The organism is Acinetobacter sp. SFD (assembly GCF_001647575.1).
Lineage (GTDB): Bacteria > Pseudomonadota > Gammaproteobacteria > Pseudomonadales > Moraxellaceae > Acinetobacter > Acinetobacter pecorum.
In genome coordinates, this window is the sequence record NZ_LSZJ01000011.1 from 218,119 (window position 1) to 241,301 (window position 23,183).

Consider the following 23,183-nt stretch of genomic DNA (forward strand, 5'->3'; position numbering starts at 1 on the left):
AATCTCCTGGATTATTCAGCATCGATCGCAAGCGCGTCGTTGATGAGCTGAGCTTGTTGTTTTGCATGCAAATATGGTGAACCACATGCCGGTGCAGCAGAAGCTTCACGGCCGGCATAGCTAATACGTACTTGTTTACCCGCTTTCATCACATCATCATAAAGACGCGGTGCAATGAACAACCAAGCACCTTGGTTTTTCGGTTCTTCTTGTGCCCAAACAAGATCTTTCACGTTTGGATACTGAGCCAGAACTTCTGCCAGGCGTTTTTCTGGGTATGGATATAATTGTTCAATACGTACAATAGCAGTATTGTTCAATTCTTTTTCACGACGTTTTTCAATCAGATCGTAATACACCTTACCCCCACACAGAATCAGACGGTTTACCTCTGACTTGTTGATGTTATCTACTTCATCGATCACAGTTTGGAATGTGCCGTTTGCCAGCTCTTCCAGGCTCGATACAGCCAGCTTGTGACGAAGTAAAGATTTCGGCGAAGTAACGATCAGCGGCTTACGAATTGGACGAATCGCTTGACGACGTAATGCATGGAAAATCTGTGCAGGTGTAGTCGGTGTGATCACTTGCATGTTGTCTTCAGCACATAACTGCAAGAAACGTTCCAAACGTGCAGATGAATGCTCTGGACCTTGACCTTCGAAACCATGCGGAAGAAGCATGGTCAGACCACACACACGTTCCCATTTGGTTTCACCAGATGAGATGAACTGATCGATTACAACCTGTGCACAGTTTGCAAAGTCACCAAATTGTGCTTCCCAGATGATCAAGCTCTTTGGAAGAGTGGTCGCATAGCCATATTCAAATGCCAATACCGCCATTTCTGACAATAAAGAATCATAGATTGCAGTACGCGGCTGGTTTTCTTTGATGTGACAAAGTGGAATATAAGTTGAACCATCTACCTGATTATGCAGTTTCGCATGACGATGCGAGAAGGTACCACGGCCTACATCTTCACCTGTTAAACGAAGCAAGTAACCTTCATCTAGTACAGATGCATACGCCAGAGTTTCAGCAGCACCCCAGTTCAGTGGCATTTCGCCTGTTTGCATTTTCAGACGGTCATCAATTACTTTTGCAACTTGACGCTGCATCACGAAGCCTTCAGGAAGCTCACGCATTTTTACGCCCAGCTCTTTCAGACGTTCAATTGGGAAAGTTGTATCCCATTCGTCAGTATATTCATGACCCAGATAAGGCGTCCAGTCCACAAACATTTTTTTGTTCGGCTCAAGGACCAGTGCATTGGCAACGTGATTACCCGCTTCAAGATCTGAACGGTAGTTTTCTACCATCTGATCTGCGCTTGCACGATCAAGAATACCCTGCTGTACCAATTGATCCGCATAAAGCGTACGTGTAGTCGCTTTCTTGTTAATCACCTGATACATCATTGGCTGAGTTGCAGCCGGCTCATCTGCTTCGTTATGACCGCGGCGACGGTAGCAGAACATGTCAATCACAACATCTTTACGGAAAGTATGACGGAAGTCATGTGCCAATTGTGAAATGAACACCACCGCTTCAGGATCATCACCATTGACATGGAAGATTGGCGCCTGAATCATTTTTGCGATGTCAGTACAGTATTCTGTAGAACGCGCATCACGTGGATCAGAAGTGGTGAAACCCACTTGGTTATTGATCACGATATGAACCGTACCACCCACGGTATAACCGCGAGTTTGTGACATCTGGAAAGTTTCCTGGTTGACGCCCTGACCGGCAAATGCAGCATCACCGTGTACGATTAATGGCAATACATCATCGCCACCAATGTCTTTACGACGTACTTGACGTGCACGTACTGAACCTTCAACTACAGGTCCAACGATTTCCAGATGTGAAGGGTTAAACGCCAATGCCAGGTGAACTTCGCCACCCGGAGTCATGACGTTTGAAGAGAAGCCTTGGTGATACTTAACGTCACCAGAACCTTTCTTGTGAATAGACTTACCTTCGAACTCACCAAACAGGTCAGCCGGGTTTTTACCCATGATGTTAACAAGAAGGTTTAAACGGCCGCGGTGAGGCATACCGATCACAACTTCTTTACAACTTACAGAACCTGCACGCTGAATGATTTCGTTGACCATCGGGATGAATGCTTCACCGCCTTCAACGCCGAAACGTTTAGCACCAACGAATTTATTACCAAGATATTTTTCCAGACCTTCGGCTGCAGTCAAACGCTCAAGGATATGTTTCTTTTGATCTGCAGAGAAGTTAAATTTACCACGCGCACCTTCAAGACGTTGTTGAATCCAACGTTTCTCTTTAGTGTCTACGATGTGCATGTATTCAGAACCTACTGTATTACAGTAGGTAGATTCTAATGCTTCGACAATTTCTGCCAGGGTCGCTTCTTCTTTACCAATCGCCAGATTACCAGTATTAAATACAGTATCCAGGTCAGACTGAGTCAAACCGTGCGCAGCCAGATCAAGGTCAGGTACAACTTCACGCTTTGCCAAACCTAATGGATCCAGTTTTGCCTTCTGGTGGCCACGATTACGGTACGCAGCAATCAACTGTAACACGCCAATTTGACGACGTTCATGTTCTGAGCTGACTGTTGACTGAACAACAGGCTGAATCCGGCTTGAATTGCGACCTAGCAGCAGGAATTGCTCACGTACATTACTGTGTGGTTGATCACCTTTTGGGAATTTATCGAAGTACGCTCTCCAGTCAGCACCCACTGAATCTGGAGCAGTCAGATACTGCTCATAAAGTTCTTCAATGTACGCTGCACTATCAGCGGAAAGTTCAGTGTCAAGACGCAGAGCGTCAGCAACTTCTTGCATTTGTGGACCCATTTCCTATTGCAAAAACATTTTCAGGATGCTTTTTAAGCAAAACCCAGGATTATTAGCATCAAATTGGTAATATGATACTAGTCCCCCATAAGGCATAAGCCATGAGGCGTTATCACCACACCAAGAAAATCTTGATATGTATAATGAACAATAACACCCCTCAGCGGTATCATCACTCATCGAATACCCGATCGAAACCAGGCAATTTTTTGCAAATCGACTTAGAAAAAAATAAGCATGAACAAAAGTTTTTTCTAAAGCGACTCAGTTCTATCTTTATATACCAGTCCCAGATTCTACAGTGTTTAAAAAATGTACCTAAAAGTGCTTTTTTTAAAGATATACATGGGCTGAATGCTACCATGTTCTCCACTTTTCAATTGATTTTTTTGACACATACCTTCTATAAATTGGCTAAATACAGTTCAGATATTTTACTCTAATATATGGTGCTTTATCCTAAAAATAGATTCAATGTAGACTTAAGTTCTAAGCATTTCCGATAAATAAAAAGAGAGCAAACTTCTCAATCCACTCCCTTTTCAAATTTCCGTTATATAATAACATCGTTCTTGTTATTTTTCAGGTCAGTTTTACACCGATCTTGTTATTTTTCAGCTCATTTTTAGCTCTAAAAGCCATAAATACCTCCAAATAATCCAGTGTCCGCCATTAATGATGTTTAACATCTTCCTTATTCCGAAATTGCCTGAATCAACTCTATACATATTAAGTATGGTCTTCTTATTTTTATCTTATGATTGATTATTTTTCTTGAATAATTTGCATAAAAAAGCACACCCTGAGGTGTGCCTTTTTCAAACTAGAGGATCAGCCTATTAGCCAGCCATATCTAAAAGCATGTTACGAATGTGACCGATTGCTTTAGTAGGGTTCAAACCTTTAGGACATACAGATACACAGTTCATGATGCCTTTACAACGGAACAATGAGAACGGGTCGTCAAGACGAGCCAAACGTTCTTGTGTTCCAGTATCACGCGAGTCAATGATGAAGCGGTAAGCATTCAACAATGCTGAAGGACCCAAGAACTTGTCCGGGTTCCACCAGAATGATGGGCATGAAGTTGAACAGCATGCACATAGAATACATTCGTAAAGACCATCAAGATGCTCACGCTCTTCCGGAGACTGTAAACGCTCTTTAGGAGGTGCAGGCTGATTGTTGATCAAGAACGGATGGATCTTGTTGTACTGATCGTAGAACTGGTTCATGTCAACTACCAGATCTTTAATCACAGGAAGACCAGGCAATGGACGAACAGTAATTTCATTTGGTAAATCGTTCAGGTTCCAAAGACACGCCAAACCGTTTTTACCATTGATGTTCACACCATCAGAACCACAGATCCCTTCACGACATGAACGACGGAACGTTAAAGTTTCGTCCTGTACTTTCAATGCAAGAAGCGCATCAAGCAACATACGGTGCTTATCAGTCAGTTCCAGCTTAAAAGTTTGCATGTACGGTGCTTTATCCTTATCAGGATCATAGCGGTAGATATGAAATGTACGAGTACCTCTACTCATCTGAATTCTCCTGATTAGAATGTACGTGGTTTAGGTGGAATCGCATCAACCGACAATGGACGGTAACGAACTGGCTTGTACTCTAGACGGTTGTCAGCAGAGAACCAAAGAGTATGTTTCATCCACTCATCATCACGACGACCGTATGGGTAAGCAGGATGGTCTGGAGACTCTTCAAAGTCTACCACCGTATGCGCACCACGGCATTCTTTACGCGCTGCAGCTGAAATAAGCGTTGCTTTAGCAACTTCATACAGGTTTTCAACTTCAAGTGCTTCAATACGTGCTGTATTGAATACTTTAGATTTGTCTTTCAAGTGAATGTTGCGTACACGCGGTTCAATTGCAAGAATCTGTTTTACACCTTCTTCAAGCAGTGCAGATGTACGGAATACACCAGCGTGATCTTGAACGATGTCACGAATTGCATCAGCAACTTCCTGTGCATTCTCACCTGAAGTCGATTCGTCAAGTTTACGAACGCGCTCAACAGTTTGTTGAAGTACAGTGGTAGGCAGTGGTTCGTATTCATCACCGTGATGTTTAGTCACGTAATCGATGATGTGCTGACCAGCAGCCTTGCCAAATACAACCAAGTCAAGTAATGAGTTTGTACCTAGACGGTTTGCACCGTGTACAGATACACATGAACACTCACCAATTGCATAGAAGCCTTTCACTGGTTTAGTAAAGTCACGGCCTTCTTGATTGGTTGAGTAAACATCATTTTCTTTGTCGTAGTGAGTAACAAGCGCTTCAGTTTCGCGAGTTTCAGGAACAACAACCTGGCCATGAATATTCGTCGGAATACCACCCATTTGATAATGGATTGTTGGTACTACCGGAATTGGCTCTTTAGTGATATCAACGTTCGCGAATTTCTTGCCAATCTCGAATACAGACGGAAGACGTTTCATGATCGTATCCGCACCCAAATGCGTCATATCAAGCAGGATATAATCGCCTTTAGGACCACAACCACGACCTTCTTTGATTTCTTGGTCCATAGAACGTGATACGAAGTCACGCGGTGCCAAATCTTTCAAAGTAGGCGCATAACGTTCCATGAACGGTTCGCCGTCTTTGTTACGAAGGATTGCACCTTCACCACGACAACCTTCAGTTAACAATACGCCTGCGCCCGCAACACCCGTTGGGTGGAATTGCCAGAATTCCATATCTTGTAATGGAATACCTGCACGAGCTGCCATACCAAGACCGTCACCAGTGTTGATATAAGCGTTAGTAGATGCACGGTACACACGACCAGCACCACCTGTAGCGAATAATGTTGCTTTCGCCTGGAATACCGCAATTTTACCTGTTTCCTGGTCAATTGCTGTAACACCAAGTACATCGCCTTCTTCATTACGGATCAAATCAAGTGCGATCCATTCTACGAAGAATTGAGTACCCATTTTCACGTTGCTTTGATAAAGCGTGTGAAGAAGTGCGTGACCTGTACGGTCGGCAGCAGCACATGCACGTGGAACCGCTTTTTCACCGTAGTTTGCTGAGTGACCACCAAACGGACGTTGGTAAATTGTACCATCAGCATTACGGTCGAATGGCATACCTAGGTGTTCAAGCTCATATACAACTTGTGGCGCTTCGCGAGTCATGAACTCGATCGCGTCTTGGTCACCTAACCAGTCCGAACCTTTAACGGTGTCATAGAAGTGGTAGTGCCAGTTATCTTCTTGCATATTACCAAGAGATGCACCGATACCCCCCTGCGCAGCAACAGTGTGTGAACGGGTTGGGAATACTTTTGTCAGAACCGCAACTTTCAAACCAGCTTGAGCAAGTTGGTAAGACGCACGCATACCTGAACCACCACCACCAACGATGACAGCATCGAAAGTTTCGTGTGGAATATTTGTGTAATCTTCTTTAGGGTTTATAGCGCCCATGATTGTTTCCTATCAATTCGCCCAAAAAATCTGGATGGCCCAGATTGCATATGCAAGTACAGCAATGATCACTGCTGAAGTCAGTACAAGGCGTAAACCTGAAGCTGAAGGACCCATTTGACGAGTAGTCACATAATCAGTGAATACCTGCCACATACCGATCCATGCGTGTGCAACAAGAGATAAGACCGCCAATAAAGACATGATCTTCATTGGCACTGTCATCATAAAGCCGTACCATTGTTCAAAGTTGAAACCGCCATTTAGGAGAATCCAACCCAGTACAACAACGGTATAAACAGCTAGAACTACAGCACTGATACGTTGGAGAAACCAATCGCGAGAACCTGAACCTGTTAAACCAGTAGCGCTTTTCATTAGAGTACGATCCATACAAATGCTGCAACAATACCGATTGCAGACAAGATTAATGCGATAGTAGATGCAACACGGCCACTTTCTAGTTCTTCAGCAACACCCATGTCAGCAAGTAAATGCTTAACACCAGCGATGAAGTGAAAAATCAAGCCGGCGACAAATACCCATACAATGAAACGAACAATGAAACCACTCATGATTTCTTGAACTTGCGCAAAACCTTCAGGCGAAGACAATGACTTGTCTAAGAGCCAGAGAAGGACCGGTACGAGTAAAAATACGATAACACCTGAAAGACGGTGTAGAATTGATGCAATAGCCACGGGTGATTTTAAGTTTACTTCTAAAACTTGACCCATGGACAAATTGACAGGTCTGTTGCTTTTCACAGCGGGCATCCTGTAAGTAAAAACTCCATCCGGAGTTTGTTGGAATTAATTCGAAGGAAAGCTGGCATTTTTAGGCAAATTCATTACCTAAAATCAAAACGACACTGAATTATAAAACGTCAACTATCAAAATACAAACGGCGGAATTTGGCTTTTTGGAGAAAAAGCCATTAAATAAGAATCATTAACATCAACAATTTAAATCTCTCTACCCTCCCAGTCCTCCTTAATCTTATCTATATGATTGTTTTTAAAAAATTAATTTGATTAATTTAATCTACTTTCAACCTAAAGACTCATGTGCTCGTTTTAGACTAAAGACGCACAGTTCAAACACAAATATTATTTAAATCTCTTTTTAAATCAGATTAAAATCAATTGCCTATATTCTACAGACCAATTGCCCTCCATAAAAAGCAGATCAATCATGAAGATATCTCGTTGTTAAATAGCCACTTAATATTCATTACGATGGTTTTTTCAATCGATTTAGGCTATTTGGATTCAAAAAATCATTTATTTATTTTTATACCACGCCCTTCTGCTATAAAACTGGCCATTTATTAAGCTATTTTTTAATCAATTAAACAGAACTAAAAATCCAATTAATTGCTTTTATTTCTAATTCCAAATATGAAGTTTTGGATGACAAAAACCATGTAAGTTATGAGATTTATATAGTTTTAAGCATATTGGCTTTAACTTCTGACAACTTTCACCTCGATTTCTTATAAGAAAAAAACGCTTACAAATACTCCAGGCAATCTATTTTTTTCTGCACCTAAGCATTAATTTGACTTATTATAGAGGTTTGATGCTGTGATTTTACTGAACTTTTTATACTGAACAAATCTGACTAAATTGCTGTGCGACTGTCATTTTTCATCCATAAGTATAATTGACAAAATTTCAGTACTCACTAATCTTATAGCAAATTTTTGATCCGTCCGTTTTGTGCATTAAAAAATTGATAGGCAAACCGGATATACATTCACCAGGACAGGAGATCTATTGAATGTCTGAAGCAACTGGCAAGAAAGCCGTTTTACAGCTTGATGGCAAAGAAATTGAACTACCAATTTACAGCGGCACATTGGGCCCAGATGTAATCGACGTTAAAGATGTGTTGGCTGCAGGTCACTTTACTTTTGATCCTGGTTTTATGGCGACAGCGGCGTGCGAATCTAAAATCACGTTCATCGACGGTAACAAAGGTGTACTTTTACACCGTGGCTACCCAATCGACCAGTTAGCAACTAAAGCAGATTACCTGGAAACTTGCTATTTACTATTAAATGGTGAACTTCCAACTGCTGAACAAAAAGAAGAATTTGACGCTAAAGTGCGTAACCACACGATGGTTCACGATCAAGTTAGCCGTTTCTACAATGGTTTCCGTCGTGATGCACATCCTATGGCGATCATGGTGGGTGTGGTTGGTGCGTTATCTGCGTTCTATCACAACAATCTTGACATTGAAGATGTAAACCACCGTGAAATCACCGCGATTCGTTTAATCGCGAAGATCCCAACACTGGCGGCTTGGAGCTACAAGTACACGATCGGTCAACCGTTCGTTTACCCACGTAACGACTTGAACTATGCTGAAAACTTCCTTCACATGATGTTCGCAACTCCGGCAGACCGTGATTACAAAGTTGATCCTATCCTTGCAAAAGCAATGGACCGTATCTTCACGCTGCATGCTGACCATGAACAAAATGCATCTACATCTACAGTACGTTTAGCTGGTTCTACCGGTGCGAACCCGTATGCATGTATCGCAGCTGGTATTTCTGCACTTTGGGGCCCTGCTCACGGCGGCGCGAACGAAGCTGTTCTTAAGATGCTGGACGAAATCGGCACTGTAGAAAACGTTGCTGGCTTCATGGAAAAAGTGAAGACCAAAGAAGTTAAACTGATGGGCTTCGGTCACCGCGTTTACAAAAACTTCGATCCACGTGCGAAAGTAATGAAAGAAACTTGCGACGAAGTTCTTGGTGCGCTTGGCATCAATGATCCACAGCTTGCCTTGGCTATGGAACTTGAACGTATCGCACTTTCTGACGAATACTTCATCAAACGTAACCTTTACCCGAACGTAGACTTCTACTCAGGTATCATTCTTAAAGCGATTGGTATCCCGACAGAAATGTTTACTGTGATCTTTGCGCTTGCACGTACTGTGGGCTGGATCAGCCACTGGCTAGAAATGCACAGCGGTCCTTACAAGATCGGTCGTCCTCGTCAGCTTTATACTGGCGAAGTTCAACGCGATATCGCTCGTTAATTCGAACGACGTTGAAAGACAGAAAAACCACCCTTTAGGGTGGTTTTTTATTACTGACAAAATCCTACACTTAGGTTATTTAATATCTTTAAAATGAGTAAATCTAAACCAAATTCATAAATTAAAACTCGAACAGGATTTGTACTTGATGTTGTTTTACACTGCTCTGCCTTTCATTCTGAAGCTTATCCATTTTGAACAGTTCAAATATCGCAGCCTAACTCCTGGTGAAATCAACATCTGCCAGCAGGTCTTTGGCAACCTGATTGACTATTCAACAGTCAAAGTCATGAACCACCCCTACCTTCCCTGGCAATCCAGACATGTCATTATGGCACCCAGCGGCTATATTCATGCACGCAATTTAAATTATCGAGAAGACTATTCACAGGAAAGCTTGGCATATCAGGCACTATTCATTCATGAGATGATATCTATAAGTTTTAAATAAAATGACAACAAATATAAGTTTAATAAAAAATGGACAAACCCTGTTTCAATTTAAGATATTTATTTAACTAAGATTTTTTTGTAAGGTTTAAGGCAACTTCTATAAAAAGACTTTGGCTTCAATATGACAAACAAGGCTAGAAAAATAACCTTATCTAAATTTGCTCAGACAAAAGTTGTGCAACCTTCACATTTTGAAGCAACAGAAATAACCCTACCAACACAAACCAAATACCACGTTGCGCATATAACACAAAACTCTTTTGAATATGATCCAACTTATGGAACACGAGAAACTAAGTCACCTGTTCAATTTAATTTATATCCTCTAGTTGTTGATAGTTATGGAGTGCCTTGGGCTGAAGCTAATATTTACATCTTAGATAGAATAAAAAATAGTCTTAATGTAGTTATGGCAACCTATTCAAATATAGCTAGTGATTTAGTCGCATTTAGGCAATTTTTAGATGATACAAATGTGAATTGGGTTACTTTCGATAAAAACAAATTATATAGACCTACATATCGCTATAGAGCATATCTACGAACAATGATTGAAGCTGAAAAAATCAGCTTTTCCACTGCCCGTAGAAGAATGAGTACTGTAATCTCATTTTATCGTTGGTTAAAAAACGAAGACTTACTGAAGCCTGAATTTCCTATGTGGAAAGAATCAGATCGTTTTATAGATTTAAAAAATGATTTTGGTTCAACTTTTACAAAAAAAATCAAGTCAACAGATGTCTCTATCAAAGTCACTAAATCAAATAATCCATATGCTGAAACCATTAATGATGGTGGACTACTTCGACCATTGTCCAAAGATGAACAAATTCACTTACTAGAGGCCCTATCTGCATTAAAGAACACTGAAATGCTTTTAATCCACCTCTTAGGGTTGGCAAGTGGTGCACGAATTCAGACTATTCTCACTATGAGATTGCATCATGTATTTACCAATATGGAGGGTTCAGAATTAAAGGAAATCAGAATTCCTGCAGGACCTAGCACAGGCATTGACACAAAAAATGATAAGAAAATAGTTTTGCATATTCCTCTTTGGCTCTACCAAAAACTACATATCTATTCACAAAGTGAAAATGCTCAGGTACGAAGAAAAAAATCACTGTTGGGTGATTCAGATGATCAATATTTATTTTTAAGTAATCGCGGTACACCCTATTATCAGTCTAAAGCGGAGATTAAACACTTTCATGAAAATTTTGCACTTCATCATGCTAAGAATGGACAAACTGTGAGGCAATTTATAAATGATAAAGTAATTCCATATATTCAAAATCAATTGAACAATCCAAAATTTAAATATCGCTTTCATGATTTAAGAGCTACTTTTGGCATGAATCTAACAGATGAACAGCTAGAATATGTTGCTAGAGGACAAATAAGTCTTCACCAAGCTCGTGAATTTGTCAGAGTTAGAATGTGCCATGAATCCTCAGCAACGACAGACTTATATCTACAATACCGACAAAATTTAAAACATATTAGACAAGTGTCAGACTCATATAATGATCACCTATTTAAGATTGTTACCTCACTTGACTTGGATCAGAAATTATGAATTTAGAGCGAAGAATTATACAAGTCTATGATTTACCAATTCATTCTAATATTACAATTCTTCGCCCTGAACAAGTGGTGGTGAAATTTCCTCTGGGTAAGACCATTGATATAGGTGCATTGTGCTATTTAATTCGACAACCTACAGCCAAATCACATTTAGGTGTTAAAAGAATTTCAAATGAAGGAAGACTTGTACAGATAGATTCTGTGTATGAACCTCGCAAGGATGATGTACGCCGACTTATAACTTTTATTTCAGAACATATTATCCATAGTGGAAAACGTATTGAAACTATTAGAGATATGATCTCACGTTCAGTAGCCTTTGTATTTTGGGCTGATCAGAATAAATTTTATGATCTATTAAATAAAAAAGAAATAGCTAAACTAGCATTAATTCAGTACACCCAATATTTAAAAGAAAAAGTCTCAAGAGACGAGATCACAATAAATAGTGCTTCAAGACAACAAAGTTCAGTTATTACATTCTTATGTGATTTTTTTGAAGATGATGAATTTGCCATTGGTGTGAACATAATTCGAATAAACCAAAAACTCAAGAAAAGCACACAACCTCCAAGTGAAGATTCACAGGCAAAAGTCTTATCATTGTGTGAAAATATTTTTGATGGAATAGTCTCTTTTATCCTTGAGCATAAACAATATCCACATGAACTCAACATGCCCACATATTTAAATTTCCCAAACAATAAGCTTTGGATTTTCCCTGCAGAGTCATGGTTTATTCATCCTCTTAAATCATTAGACAAACGTAATACTTGTTTAGGTTATAACTACCAATTAGGAATATTAAACACAATTGAACAAATTGATAAATTAAGACTAAAACCCATTATAAATCAAAGAAACACTTACCATCTTTTAAAAAATGCAGAAAATAATTTAATTGCGGCTAATCAAAATTTTAGGCATAGCCAAAGAATACACATTGGAACTATTGCGCTGAATGCTTTTATTATTTTATTTACTGCACAAACAGGAATGAATTGGTCACAAATACTCAATTTGCAATGGGATAATGAATTTCATATATCTAGCACTCATCAATTATTCAGAACAATAAAATGGAGAGCTGCAGGTAAAGAGTGCAGTTTTGAAATACCTGTAGGATTTATGCCTAGATTCAAAAATTTCATTAGATTAAGGAATTATCTTTTAAATAATCAAAAGTTTGAATATTTGTTTTTTACTGCTGGTGAACGAGGTTTAGGCACCCCGAAACAAGTTAAATCATTTACTTTGCATGGTATTTACTCAGCAATTAAGCGAATTGATCCTCTGTTACCCACAATTCAATCAAGAGAATGGCGTGCAGCAAAAAGTGATTGGCTTGTGCGAAATACTGACATTTCAACAACAGCACTAATTTTACAAAATACAGAAAAAACAGTTTTATCTTCTTATATTGCAGGTTCTGAAAGTGCACATTGGGAAGAGATATCAAACTTTCTACATAACATATCTAAAGTTATTCTTTCGCCTAATCACGATCAAAAGCACTTATTACAGAGTGCTATTGGTAAATGCTCCTCCTTTGGAAACCCTGTAATTCCACAGGAAAACGACTCAATAAACACACCTAATTGTATTAATCCCGAAGGTTGCTTATTTTGTCAGAATTATAGAATACACGTAGATGAAACTGATATTCGAAAATTATTAAGTTGTAGGTATTGTATTGAAAAAACAGCACATTTAATAGGAAACTTGGAAGAACAAGATTTAATAACAAAACCAATTTTTGAAAGAATTAATTTAATTATAACCCATGTTAAAAAGAACAATGAACCGCTTGTAAACAAAATTATGTCTGAAGTTGAAGAAGGGGAACTTGACATTTATTGGGCAAGAAAACTTGTAATGTTTATGGAGTTAGATTGGATAATATGACTATTTTAAATCTAGATGCAAAATTAACATTTCCTTCACATCATATTCCACCTGATTCCTTCAATATATTGAATGATAGTTTACCATCGGATGATTTTGTTGTAAGTAGATCACCCACAGGAGCTATAATTTCATTATATGGAGACATTGTTTGGGACTTCACCATTTACCACCCCGATGGCAAGCCAAGTCCGTTATTATTCAGCTATTGGGATCAAGGTGAATTAACCCCTAATAGACAGGAATTAATCAAAGAAATTAAACATATTTTCTTTATATTAATTTGGCTAAGAGATAAAAGCCCGTTAAGTTTTGGGACATTAAGAAATTATCTAACTATTACTCGTGATATTGCAAAATTTGCAGAACGTAAACACACCACGTTAAAAGAAGTCATCGGCAATAATAAATTATTTTTAGAATTCGTTCGATCTCAGAACTCAGGATGGTTTATAGAAACACTTTCATCGCTTTTATTATTACTAATTGCTAGTAGTTATCAAAATCTTGCAATCAAGATAATTGAACCAGAAATAATAAGACAACTGCAAAAACAGAACAAACAGTACAGAGCATCTTTAAATCAACATGCCCCTATTCCTACCAGAATCTATTCTGAAATTTTAAAAAATTGGACATGTTATTTAGAGGAGTGGGAAAAAGTATCAAATGAATTAATGCAATTAATTTTGGAATGTTATGAATATAAACTAAGTTGTTCAGCTAAAAGAGCTTATTTTCATTCAATTTTGGATAATGTATCTGAACCATTAAAAAACTTCGTTAATGAACATACTGGACAATTCACAATAAAGCAAATCTCTAGCTTAGTTACAGCAACGCAGTGTATTTGTAAACTTGTAATTCAAGCTTTTTCTGGTATGCGAGACGAAGAGGCACAAACTATCCCTTATCAATGTATTAAAGAGGTGATCTCGAACTCACAAAAACATTATTTGATAATTGGTAGAACAACTAAGTTAAACCAGGGAAATGCCAAGACCACCCAATGGATAACAAGTATTGAGGGTTTAAAAGCCGTCAGAATTGCTCAAAAAATTGCTGATCATATTTACCAAATTCTTGATGAACAAGGAATTCAAAAAAGCACAGATATTTTTCAGTATCCCCTGTTTATTTCAGCGAGTTACTTTGGATTTTCAAGTAAACCGATTGAGTCAACAATTAAACAATATCGCATTGGAACTCTATACAGTAAACAAGTAGTTGATAAACTGATACCCCAAATAAGATTGGCTGATGTTGAAGAACTTGAACAAATTGATCCTCACAGAGCATGGAGATCAGAAGAGATTTTTCTTATTGGGCAATATTGGCCTTTTACTACTCATCAATTACGTCGTTCATTAGCACTTTATGCTCAAAGATCAGGTCTTGTATCTTTACCCTCTCTACGAAGGCAGTTACAACATATCACCAATGAAATGACCAGTTATTATGCTAAAGGTTCTACATCTGCAAAAAATCTAATAAATGACGATAAAAGCCATTTTGCAAATGAATGGCAACAGACCCAATTAGAATCTAACTCATTGGGGTATATTTTTAACGTTTTAATGTCTAATACCCCTTTATATGGTGGTCATATACATTGGATGGAAAATACGCTTAAAAATGAAGAAGGAATGATAATATTTGACCGCAAGCAAACATTACAACGTTTCAGAAAAGGCGACATTTCCTATAAAGAAACAATCATGGGCGGCTGTACCAAAGTTGGAGCTTGTAATTTTACAGCGACTAATTGGCTTCAAATTAATTGCTTAAAAGATAATTGTAGACACTTAATTGTCAGCCTACCTAAGCTAGAAAAAGTCATTACAGCACAAGAAAAAATGATTAACTTTTTAGATATAACCTCGCTAGAATATCGAACTGAAGTATCACATTTACAAATACTTAAAGAAACAAAGCATAAAATTATTGAACTTAAGGGTGCAGAATAGAATGTCAGAAGCTCTTATTGAATATTTTGAAGCACTTGAACGACTGAAAGTAAATAAGCCTATTCGTATAGATATTGGAACGAAAATTTCTAACGATTCTGTAGCTTTAGAAGCTGGTCGTAGTAAAGGAGCAATCAAGAAATCAAGATTAATATTTGCAGATCTAATTGTAGCAATTGACAGTGCGGCAAAAGAACAAAATATAACGCCTCTTGATCAACGTAAGCTTTTAAAAATACAAGAAGAATTGAAAACTGTCCGTGAAGACTTAGAAAAAGCATTGGGAAGAGAAATTTCGTTACTTTATGAAAATTATCAACTCAAAAAACAACTCAACGCCTTAAATGGAAGCAATATCATACCAATCCGTCAATCCGATCATGATTAATTAGCTTCGAATGATAATATTAGGGATTTTTTCAAAAAAAATGTCGCGCGCAATATCACCTTGTTGCTCAATATTATATTGCTCAAACCGTTTTCCATTGATCAATTTGTATTTATATGGATCATACATCTTAAAACTAAGATAATAAGCACTCTGTAAAATAAAGCCTTTAACTACTACATTCGTATGCTTTTGATATTGAAGTACATGGGTGAGCTCATGAATAAATACACCTTGCATAACAATTGAACATTTTGAATAGTCTTTAGCGAAAACCTGCTGGCTTACAAATAACCTGCCATTTGGAGCCATCAATATGTCTTTAGGTTGCCAAGGTAAATAAGGAATATTAAAAATTTTTACTTCATTATAATTGATGAGGTCATTAAATACTTTTTTTGCAATTTCCACTTCGCCATCAGTAAGCCCTCTATATTCAAAATCCTGTATTTTCAAAATCTTATATAAAAAAAACCACAATTTATAGATATTTTCTTTAAAAAGATTCTTCATGATATTAGTTTAAATTTAAATAGTTAAGGGAAGAATACATATTTACTGAATAGTATTTCAAGGTAAAAAAATTTTGGGATCAGTATCTAGAGCTGAAGCAATTTCATACAGTTTTTTAATCGTTATATTTACTTCCCCTCTTTCAATTCTTCCTAAATAGCTTCGATCTATACCACATTGTAATGCCAAGTTTTCTTGACTTATTTTTTTTGATTCCCGAGTAAAGCGTATTAATTGACCAATTGATACCGCTAAATCATTCATAAATAATCGATAGTTCAAAAAATAGAACTATCAAATTTTGATGTTTATAAGTCCACGGCTTATAATCCTCATTGCTTCAATTTAGGGTTTTCTAATGTCAAATCGCCTTTTACCATTCTATTCAAAATTTTTTAATACTTTTGAAAAACACACTATTGAGAAATGGGAAGCAAAAGATTTCATTTTAAACGTTTTAGATGAGCACCTTCGCACAACACAAAATAAGCAACGGATCTATCAAGGTATCAATGTGCTTGTTAATTGTGGATATTTAAAAAAAGTTATAAACCCTCGGAAAAAGAATACATACCTTTATTCAGAAGCAGAAAGACTGAGTGATTATCGAAGTGCCAAAAAACAAGAAAATATAGCGAAAGCTTTAAGTGAAAAAATGGATTTTGTACAAGAAAGTATCGTGAAAAAAAACTTTGAGGTGGATTTTATAAATGGGCTAAAAGATGAGTACCCCAAAATAGCGAGCCAACTAGATATTATTGAGCAAGAACATATTGATAGCTTGAATAACTTAACAACACAACAAAATGTTATTAAAAGCCTCATGAGCCGTTTCAGTATCAATGAAGAAATTTAATAACATGACGAAGTATCTTTGAAAAACGGGTAACTGTCAGATCAGTTCTGAGCTAGTACATTTCATTATATACATTAACTAAATAGCCTAGCTGCCATATTATCTAATCGTACTTTCACTATCTCCCAATCAGGCATAACTTGACTTAGAAGTTGATAGAAACGCTCGCTATGATTATGTTCAACCAAATGACAAAGTTCATGCAAAATCACATAATCAATGCAAATTGCGGGCGCTTTAACTAGATGCGGGTTCAGTGTAAGAAGACCTGATGGTGAACAGTTCCCCCACTGTGTGCGCATTGTCATGAGTCGAATATCAGGCTTAGCTTCAACCCATAAGGCTTTTTCAAGAATCTGCCTCAATCGTACTTCAAATATGACTTTTGCTCGAGATCTGTACCATTCATTTAAATGAGATTTAATACTTTCAATATCCGTATCTAAGGTATTTAGCTCCAATCTTCCCCTCAGAAGTTTTACACCATTTGGCTTGGTATCATCTTGAATCACTTTCAATTGATACTGTTTACCCAAATAAAAGTGGCTTTCACCACTTTTATATTGGCGAGGCGTGATAAATTTGCTTTGTTCACGAAACTCTCGTAATTGCTTATAGATCCAACGACTACGTTGCTTTACCGCTTCAATGATTGTTTTATCATCTGTATTTAACGGTGTTGATACAACTACCCGACAATCAGCATAGACTTTAATCAGTATTTTTTGAGAACGACTAGAACTTTCAAGCACCTCAAAATCGATAACTTCATCACCATATACAATGCTTAACTTTTTCTCTGGCAGCGTATTCATCCTAGAGCCCATTCAAACCGACCCGAGTAATTTGTACGATCATTTCCACAATTTTTTTGGCTTGATCCATACCACTCCCAATGGATTTACATTCACGGAACATCTGAGGTAATAGTTTTTTACGGATATCCGCTTCAATATTTTGTGGATTAATTGAGTTTTCAGCTACAGAGCTCATGACAGAACGATCAACCTCGAAAGCAAGCTCAATCCACTTATCTTGATTCTGTTGATCTGTTATCGAGAATGCTTCAGGTAATAGTTTCTTGAAGACACCATAATAAGCTTGAGCATGCTTATTACCACTGAACACATCAGGAATTTCATCTAAACGACGAGCTTCAACTTGTTCTTCGAACTCTCTAAACAGCATGTGTTGCTTCAATGGGTGATCAAACTCTTTCTCAGCCTCTTCAATAACTTGACGTAACAGCTTAGAGAAAGCCTCCTGAGCATAGGGATCATCACGCAGTTGCTGCTCAATCATCTTCGTTACACGAGTTTTGATGATATCCGTTTCATTACGTGTTTTCTCTTCACTCCAATCTTCAGGCTGAGCTATTTTACCCATCTTGCCGACTTCATAAACACCATCAGGGTCCTTAACTTCAATGCCCACAACATGCTTATCAATCAGTTTTTTGACTTGCTCTGCATACTGATCGTAGTCTACTGTCTCTCCAGCATCTCGTTTCACAATCTGACGCAAGCTTGTAAATAATTTGACTGTTTCTTTGTAGTGCTGACGATCTGCATCAGAAAAGCTTTTATCTTCAAAGAAGGTTGCTGACTGCAACGCAACTTTTAAACAACTTGCGAATTCTGTGAGTGCTTCATAAAAATCATCACGAACTTTTAAGTGAATATCGACTAACTCACCCTCACGTTCTTCAATACGAGGGACTAAAACTTGGCGTAACTGCTCTGGATCATTTTTATTTTTAACATCAGCAAAAATTGCCCAAAGTGCTTTATACAAACGAGGTAAACGTTTGTATTCAGAGCTCATTTGCGTATATAAGCCTGTAAGATCATTGATATCATAGCCACCTTGGGTACGAGCAGCGAGATCTTGGTAATCAAGAATTGTGGCATCTAATTCTTTTAAAATACCTCGATAGTCAATCAATAAACCAAACTTTTTCATCGGATGAAGTCGGTTTACACGCGCAATTGCTTGAATCAGATTGTGCTGTTTTAAATTTTTATCAATATAAAGAACAGTATTTTTAGGTTCATCAAAACCTGTTAAAAGCTTATCCACCACTATCAGCAATTTAAGAGAATCATCTTTTTCAAAACGCTCAATCACTTGTTTAGTATAGGCTTGCTCATCCTGAGTACCGACATTCTCCTTCCACCATTGATTCACTTCTGGGGTAGCCGATTCATCAACATCAGTATTCCCTTCACGACTATCAGGTGGGCTCATCACCACAGCAGACTCAAACAAGCCTGCTTCATCCAAGTACTTTTTATACTTAATCGCTGAAGCCTTGCTATCGCAAGCAAGCTGTCCTTTTAAACCATCATCAATATTTTTCACAAAGTGATTAGCAATATCTAACGCAATCAGACGAATACGATCATCCGCAGTATAAATCTCACCTTTTCTCGCAAATTTACGTTTTAAGTCTGCTTTTTGCTGATCGTTTAAACCTTCTGTAATCCGTTCAAACCACGTATCAATAGCTCGTTCATTCACATCTAAATCAGGGATTCGCTCTTCATAGAGCAACGGTGTTACGGTTTTGTCTTCTACTGCTCTCTGCATGGTATAGGCATGGACAATAGGACCAAACTTGTTCACTGTCTTTTCATCTTTAAGTAATGGCGTACCTGTAAATGCGACGAATGCAGCATTTGGCAGTGCGAGTTTCATACGCACATGGTTTTCACCACCTTGGCTTCGATGCCCTTCATCAATCAGGACAATGAAGTCAGAACTTGTGTTAACACATTCAGGAAGTTTTGTTGCAGAGTTAAATTTCTGAATCAAAGAGAACATGATTCGCTCTGTACCCTTACCAATTTGTTCAGCCAAGCGTTTGCCTGAAGTCGCCATGGCATTTTGCTTGTCTCTTTTTCCTGCTAATTCACCACCTGATACAAAGGTTTTACTCAGTTGATCTTCTAAATCGACACGGTCAGTGACAACCAAGATACGGCATTGTTTTAAAGCCTCATGCAAGATTAAGGCTTTACTGAGAAATACCATCGTAAAAGATTTACCTGAGCCCGTTGTATGCCAAATGACACCACCTTCACGGCCACCTTTACTGTTTTTCGTACTAATACGCTCAATGAGTCGTTTAATACCAAAAATTTGCTGATATCGAGCAACAATTTTTCCAGCTTTCTTGTCGAAAAGCGTATATAGGCGAACCATTTCAAGTAGGCGTTCAGGCTTTAATAGACTGATCAGCAGTTGATCTTGACCTGTAACAGCTAAGTCTCCACCTGAAATTAAATTTTCATACCAAGTTAAGTCATCAACTGGACGATAAGAAAATAGGCTCTGTTTTTGTGAAACAGTTAATTTCTTATTTTTAAGCGCATACATCTCTGCATCAGAAATATCTTCTTCTCGCCACGCTGCCCAAAACTTAGCAGGGGTATTACATGTGCCGTAACGCCCTTCATGTCCGTTTAGTGAGAGTAGCAGTTGGCTATATGCAAACAGATGTGGAATTTCATCAGGTCGCTGATTACGAAGCGTCTGAGAAATGCCTTCATTGATCGTTGGACCTTTCTTTGCCTGACTATCGGGGCGTTTTGCTTCAATCACAACTAAAGGGATACCATTTACAAAGCAAATGATATCGGGTCTACGTGTATCTACACCGCCTGAGCGTGTAACAGGAAATTCTTCAGTATATGAAAAGTCATTATTATGGATGTTATACCAATCAATCAGTGGAATCGTTGGACTAACCTTTTTTCCATTCACAAATTCAGTGACAGGGATGCCATAGAATAAATGGTCATACATTTTTTCATTAGCAGTCAGTAACCCTTCATTCAAAGCAGGGCTACAGATTTCGGCAATTAAGTTATCAACTGATTTTGGCGATAGTGAATATTCTTTGCCCGCGAATGGAAAAGTACGTTTAGAGAGCTCTTTACGTAAAATTTGGCGTAATACCACTTGGTCTTGTTTTCCATCACGGGCAGTGAGAGCCTGTGATGGGGATAAGAATGACCACCCCAAATTCATTAACAATGTTAATGCGGGGATCTTAGCACTGTATTCTTCTTGAAACTTAATTGATAGACCGTTCATAACTAACCAAAATTTTTAAAATAAAACTGCGAAACATGCACTAAGTTTTGCTTTATAAATAAAGCAAATAGCCACAACGATTACTGCAACCAAGAATACATAAAAGCTCAGAGGTACTTTATCTCGAAAAAAATTAAATTCTTTCTGCTCATCAACCCATTCAATTTGATGCTGCCAAAAGAATTTATAGTGTGCATACCAATCACTAAACAATATCTGCTTACTTAAACCAACTGAACAATATTGACTCTCTAATTGACGATACTTGTTAATCAATTGGGTTAAATCATCTGAATCATTTTTTCCTTTAGCTGAATAATACAAAACTCTGAGTTGATTATAGATTTTCGTCAGCTTAATACCTGCTTTCTCATATTCACTTTTTTTTGCATCATACATACTGACATAGAGACTAACTACACCGAGTATTGTGAATGAAGCGGAGAGAAAACTTGTTGATAGCTCCTTAAAAGCTAGAGAATAAATACCAAAGGCGATTGATAGGAAACTAATCCACCCTGGTGATTTTTCAACAAGATCATAAGTAGCAAAATGCTTCTTTGCTCCGAATCCAACGTTGTATCCCGTATCAGCAATACATTTAAGTAAATCATCTCGTTTCATATTTATTCCTCAATTGGTACATAAATGCGATCACGAGCTACAACTACACCGTTTTGAACGATGTAACATTCCACTATATGTTCACCATTAAAATCAGCGGTTTCAGTTTTTTGATTCTGCCCTAGATCCGCAACAATTTTCCCTCTAATACAATCTCGACTTTTTGCAGCCTCTCCACGATTCAAAACTTTCCATAAAACAGAATATTTTTGCTCTGGCAAACTGGAGGGCGTCCCATTTTTATCGATATAGAATCTAAGACTTCTTCCACTATTTAATTTTTTACGATTTCTTTTAAAATGTCTTAAGAAATCTATGAATGCACCATGTTTAGTAATTTCACATTCTATTTTTAACGGATAACGTATATCTATTGGGTATTTATTCTCAATAAACTCTTCAGTATCTCTATAGCGTAACTCACCTAATGTCATTGATTTAACGATAGTAGTTGCTGCTTTAGGGAAAGAGTTTCCATATACTTTTCGCCAATAATCATTAGCCGAACTCTTTCCTGCATTTTCAATAGCTTTAAGCGAATTCTCATATGCTTTTTTAGCTTTTCTTTGAAATTTACTTTTAACTTTGACATCCTGATTACTACCTAAAGCTTGATAGTGATCTTGATCGGGTTGTTCGGATAAATACTTAAAAAAGTCTCTACTTAAACAATCATATGAACTATAACTCTTGTCATCATAATTCGTAGTCGATTTCATAAAATTGTAGGCCAGTGTGTCTATTAATAGGCCTCCTATGCCCACTCCATGCTTATTTTTCCAAGCTCTAGCCATCTTACATAAACGACGCAAGTTTTTATTTTTTGCCTCATTCATGCTTTTCATTTCATCAATTTCGGCTTGAGGCTTAGTAATTTTCCAACTGCCACCATTCTTTGTATCTGGATACTTATACGAACCATCCTCTTGCTCAAAAACAGGCTGTACCTCGACATGAAAATTTGTGTATTGGATACATACAACTAATCGATCTACAAAAACTGTAGTTCGAGGATAACGTGCAAGAATTGCATCTTTTGTATCCTTTAATAACTTTGATTGACCGCCATTTTTATAATCATCCCATTTTGAGGGTGGCATGATGTACAACATGTCTAAATCTGAAATACCTTTAATCGCAGTCCATCTGCCGTACGAACCAACTTGTAATTGGTTTGATGTTTTTGATTCGGTATCACGAAATTTTTTGTTCAATGCACATGTTATCTCTTGATAACGTGACGTGATTTGTTCTTCATTTGCAACTTTAATATTGCTTAAAAAGTCTTGAAACATTTGGGAAATTGACATTACAGCCCTCAAGTTTTAATTGTTGATAAAGTATTAAAAACGTCCTTGTTTCTAACGATCCATTTGATATTTAGTGACGCCAAATATAATCTTTAAGAGTCAAATTTCAGTTTGCA

17 protein-coding genes and 1 pseudogene are annotated in these 23,183 nt (G+C 37.7%); 7 read left to right on the forward strand and 11 right to left on the reverse strand.

The features are described from left to right. Positions 1–11: 11 nt before the first annotated feature. From AY605_RS06525 to sdhC, 5 genes are all read right to left on the reverse strand, one after another. Positions 12–2,834, reverse strand: coding sequence for a 2-oxoglutarate dehydrogenase E1 component (locus AY605_RS06525; protein ID WP_064095809.1), 2,823 nt, complete (start codon positions 2,832–2,834; stop codon positions 12–14). 851 nt (positions 2,835–3,685) lie between these two features. Further along, entirely contained in the window at positions 3,686–4,396 is a 711-nt protein-coding gene (locus tag AY605_RS06535) for a succinate dehydrogenase iron-sulfur subunit (RefSeq protein WP_064095636.1), read from the reverse strand. A gap of 14 nt (positions 4,397–4,410) precedes the next feature. After that, on the reverse strand, positions 4,411–6,309 hold the full coding sequence (locus tag AY605_RS06540; protein WP_064095637.1) for an FAD-binding protein: 1,899 nt from the start codon (positions 6,307–6,309) through the stop codon (positions 4,411–4,413). Between the two features lie 12 nt (positions 6,310–6,321). Then, a complete protein-coding gene (sdhD, locus tag AY605_RS06545) occupies positions 6,322–6,687 on the reverse strand; it encodes a succinate dehydrogenase, hydrophobic membrane anchor protein (protein ID WP_064095638.1) in 366 nt (121 codons plus the stop codon). Beyond that, on the reverse strand, positions 6,687–7,085 hold the full coding sequence (gene sdhC / locus AY605_RS06550; RefSeq protein ID WP_081406340.1) for a succinate dehydrogenase, cytochrome b556 subunit: 399 nt from the start codon (positions 7,083–7,085) through the stop codon (positions 6,687–6,689). Before sdhC ends, sdhD begins: the two co-directional genes overlap by 1 nt. A 1,006-nt stretch (positions 7,086–8,091) precedes the next feature. Here sdhC and gltA point away from each other — a divergent pair. The 6 genes and pseudogenes from gltA (at position 8,092) to AY605_RS06580 (ending at position 15,666) form a co-directional block, all read left to right on the forward strand. After that, positions 8,092–9,366, forward strand: a complete 1,275-nt coding sequence (gene gltA, locus AY605_RS06555; protein ID WP_064095640.1) for a citrate synthase — start codon at positions 8,092–8,094, stop codon at positions 9,364–9,366. Between the two features lie 148 nt (positions 9,367–9,514). Further along, positions 9,515–9,805: pseudogene (locus tag AY605_RS06560) on the forward strand (hypothetical protein); the annotation flags it as partial. A 135-nt stretch (positions 9,806–9,940) separates the two neighbouring features. After that, positions 9,941–11,398, forward strand: a complete 1,458-nt coding sequence (locus AY605_RS06565) for a site-specific integrase (protein WP_064095641.1) — start codon at positions 9,941–9,943, stop codon at positions 11,396–11,398. Next, positions 11,395–13,311, forward strand: coding sequence for a hypothetical protein (locus AY605_RS06570; protein ID WP_064095642.1), 1,917 nt, complete (start codon positions 11,395–11,397; stop codon positions 13,309–13,311). The genes AY605_RS06565 and AY605_RS06570 overlap by 4 nt, the downstream gene beginning before the upstream one ends. Next, complete coding sequence (locus tag AY605_RS06575; RefSeq protein ID WP_064095643.1) at positions 13,308–15,278, forward strand: hypothetical protein; 1,971 nt, start codon at positions 13,308–13,310, stop codon at positions 15,276–15,278. The genes AY605_RS06570 and AY605_RS06575 overlap by 4 nt, the downstream gene beginning before the upstream one ends. Position 15,279: 1 nt before the next feature. Beyond that, a complete protein-coding gene (locus AY605_RS06580) occupies positions 15,280–15,666 on the forward strand; it encodes a hypothetical protein (protein WP_064095644.1) in 387 nt (128 codons plus the stop codon). Here AY605_RS06580 and AY605_RS06585 read toward each other — a convergent pair whose 3' ends face one another. Beyond that, entirely contained in the window at positions 15,667–16,179 is a 513-nt protein-coding gene (locus tag AY605_RS06585) for a hypothetical protein (RefSeq protein ID WP_064095645.1), read from the reverse strand. Positions 16,180–16,236: 57 nt separating this feature from the next. Then, on the reverse strand, positions 16,237–16,443 hold the full coding sequence (locus AY605_RS14860; RefSeq protein WP_081406341.1) for a helix-turn-helix domain-containing protein: 207 nt from the start codon (positions 16,441–16,443) through the stop codon (positions 16,237–16,239). A gap of 94 nt (positions 16,444–16,537) precedes the next feature. Here AY605_RS14860 and AY605_RS06590 point away from each other — a divergent pair, with 94 nt between their 5' ends. Next, positions 16,538–17,035 (forward strand): hypothetical protein, encoded by a 498-nt coding sequence (locus AY605_RS06590; protein WP_064095646.1) that lies wholly within the window; start codon positions 16,538–16,540, stop codon positions 17,033–17,035. A gap of 74 nt (positions 17,036–17,109) precedes the next feature. On the opposite strand, the gene AY605_RS06595 is transcribed toward AY605_RS06590, so the two are convergent. The 4 genes from AY605_RS06595 to AY605_RS06610 are packed head-to-tail and all read right to left on the reverse strand — an operon-like array spanning position 17,110 to position 23,067. Next, the gene (locus AY605_RS06595) at positions 17,110–17,850 is read right to left on the reverse strand and encodes a M48 family metallopeptidase (RefSeq protein ID WP_081406342.1); all 741 of its coding nucleotides are present in this window, start codon (positions 17,848–17,850) and stop codon (positions 17,110–17,112) included. 1 nt (position 17,851) lies between these two features. Then, complete coding sequence (locus AY605_RS06600; protein ID WP_064095648.1) at positions 17,852–21,133, reverse strand: type I restriction endonuclease subunit R; 3,282 nt, start codon at positions 21,131–21,133, stop codon at positions 17,852–17,854. A gap of 15 nt (positions 21,134–21,148) precedes the next feature. Beyond that, positions 21,149–21,757 carry an SLATT domain-containing protein gene (locus AY605_RS06605; protein ID WP_064095649.1) on the reverse strand — a complete coding sequence of 203 codons (609 nt, stop codon included), beginning with the start codon at positions 21,755–21,757 and terminating at the stop codon, positions 21,149–21,151. A gap of 2 nt (positions 21,758–21,759) precedes the next feature. Further along, positions 21,760–23,067, reverse strand: coding sequence for an SMODS domain-containing nucleotidyltransferase (locus tag AY605_RS06610; protein WP_064095650.1), 1,308 nt, complete (start codon positions 23,065–23,067; stop codon positions 21,760–21,762). Between the last annotated feature and the right edge of the window lie 116 nt (positions 23,068–23,183).

Bases quoted from the DNA above. Each gene is read 5' to 3' on its own strand.
- AY605_RS06525 (WP_064095809.1), bottom strand. From the start codon at position 2,834: ATGCAAGAAGTTGCTGACGCTCTGCGTCTTGACACTGAACTTTCCGCT.
- AY605_RS06535 (WP_064095636.1), bottom strand. From the start codon at position 4,396: ATGAGTAGAGGTACTCGTACATTTCATATCTACCGCTATGATCCTGAT.
- AY605_RS06540 (WP_064095637.1), bottom strand. From the start codon at position 6,309: ATGGGCGCTATAAACCCTAAAGAAGATTACACAAATATTCCACACGAA.
- sdhD (WP_064095638.1), bottom strand. From the start codon at position 6,687: ATGAAAAGCGCTACTGGTTTAACAGGTTCAGGTTCTCGCGATTGGTTT.
- sdhC (WP_081406340.1), bottom strand. From the start codon at position 7,085: ATGCCCGCTGTGAAAAGCAACAGACCTGTCAATTTGTCCATGGGTCAA.
- gltA (WP_064095640.1), top strand. From the start codon at position 8,092: ATGTCTGAAGCAACTGGCAAGAAAGCCGTTTTACAGCTTGATGGCAAA.
- AY605_RS06565 (WP_064095641.1), top strand. From the start codon at position 9,941: ATGACAAACAAGGCTAGAAAAATAACCTTATCTAAATTTGCTCAGACA.
- AY605_RS06570 (WP_064095642.1), top strand. From the start codon at position 11,395: ATGAATTTAGAGCGAAGAATTATACAAGTCTATGATTTACCAATTCAT.
- AY605_RS06575 (WP_064095643.1), top strand. From the start codon at position 13,308: ATGACTATTTTAAATCTAGATGCAAAATTAACATTTCCTTCACATCAT.
- AY605_RS06580 (WP_064095644.1), top strand. From the start codon at position 15,280: ATGTCAGAAGCTCTTATTGAATATTTTGAAGCACTTGAACGACTGAAA.
- AY605_RS06585 (WP_064095645.1), bottom strand. From the start codon at position 16,179: ATGAAGAATCTTTTTAAAGAAAATATCTATAAATTGTGGTTTTTTTTA.
- AY605_RS14860 (WP_081406341.1), bottom strand. From the start codon at position 16,443: ATGAATGATTTAGCGGTATCAATTGGTCAATTAATACGCTTTACTCGG.
- AY605_RS06590 (WP_064095646.1), top strand. From the start codon at position 16,538: ATGTCAAATCGCCTTTTACCATTCTATTCAAAATTTTTTAATACTTTT.
- AY605_RS06595 (WP_081406342.1), bottom strand. From the start codon at position 17,850: ATGAATACGCTGCCAGAGAAAAAGTTAAGCATTGTATATGGTGATGAA.
- AY605_RS06600 (WP_064095648.1), bottom strand. From the start codon at position 21,133: ATGAACGGTCTATCAATTAAGTTTCAAGAAGAATACAGTGCTAAGATC.
- AY605_RS06605 (WP_064095649.1), bottom strand. From the start codon at position 21,757: ATGAAACGAGATGATTTACTTAAATGTATTGCTGATACGGGATACAAC.
- AY605_RS06610 (WP_064095650.1), bottom strand. From the start codon at position 23,067: ATGTCAATTTCCCAAATGTTTCAAGACTTTTTAAGCAATATTAAAGTT.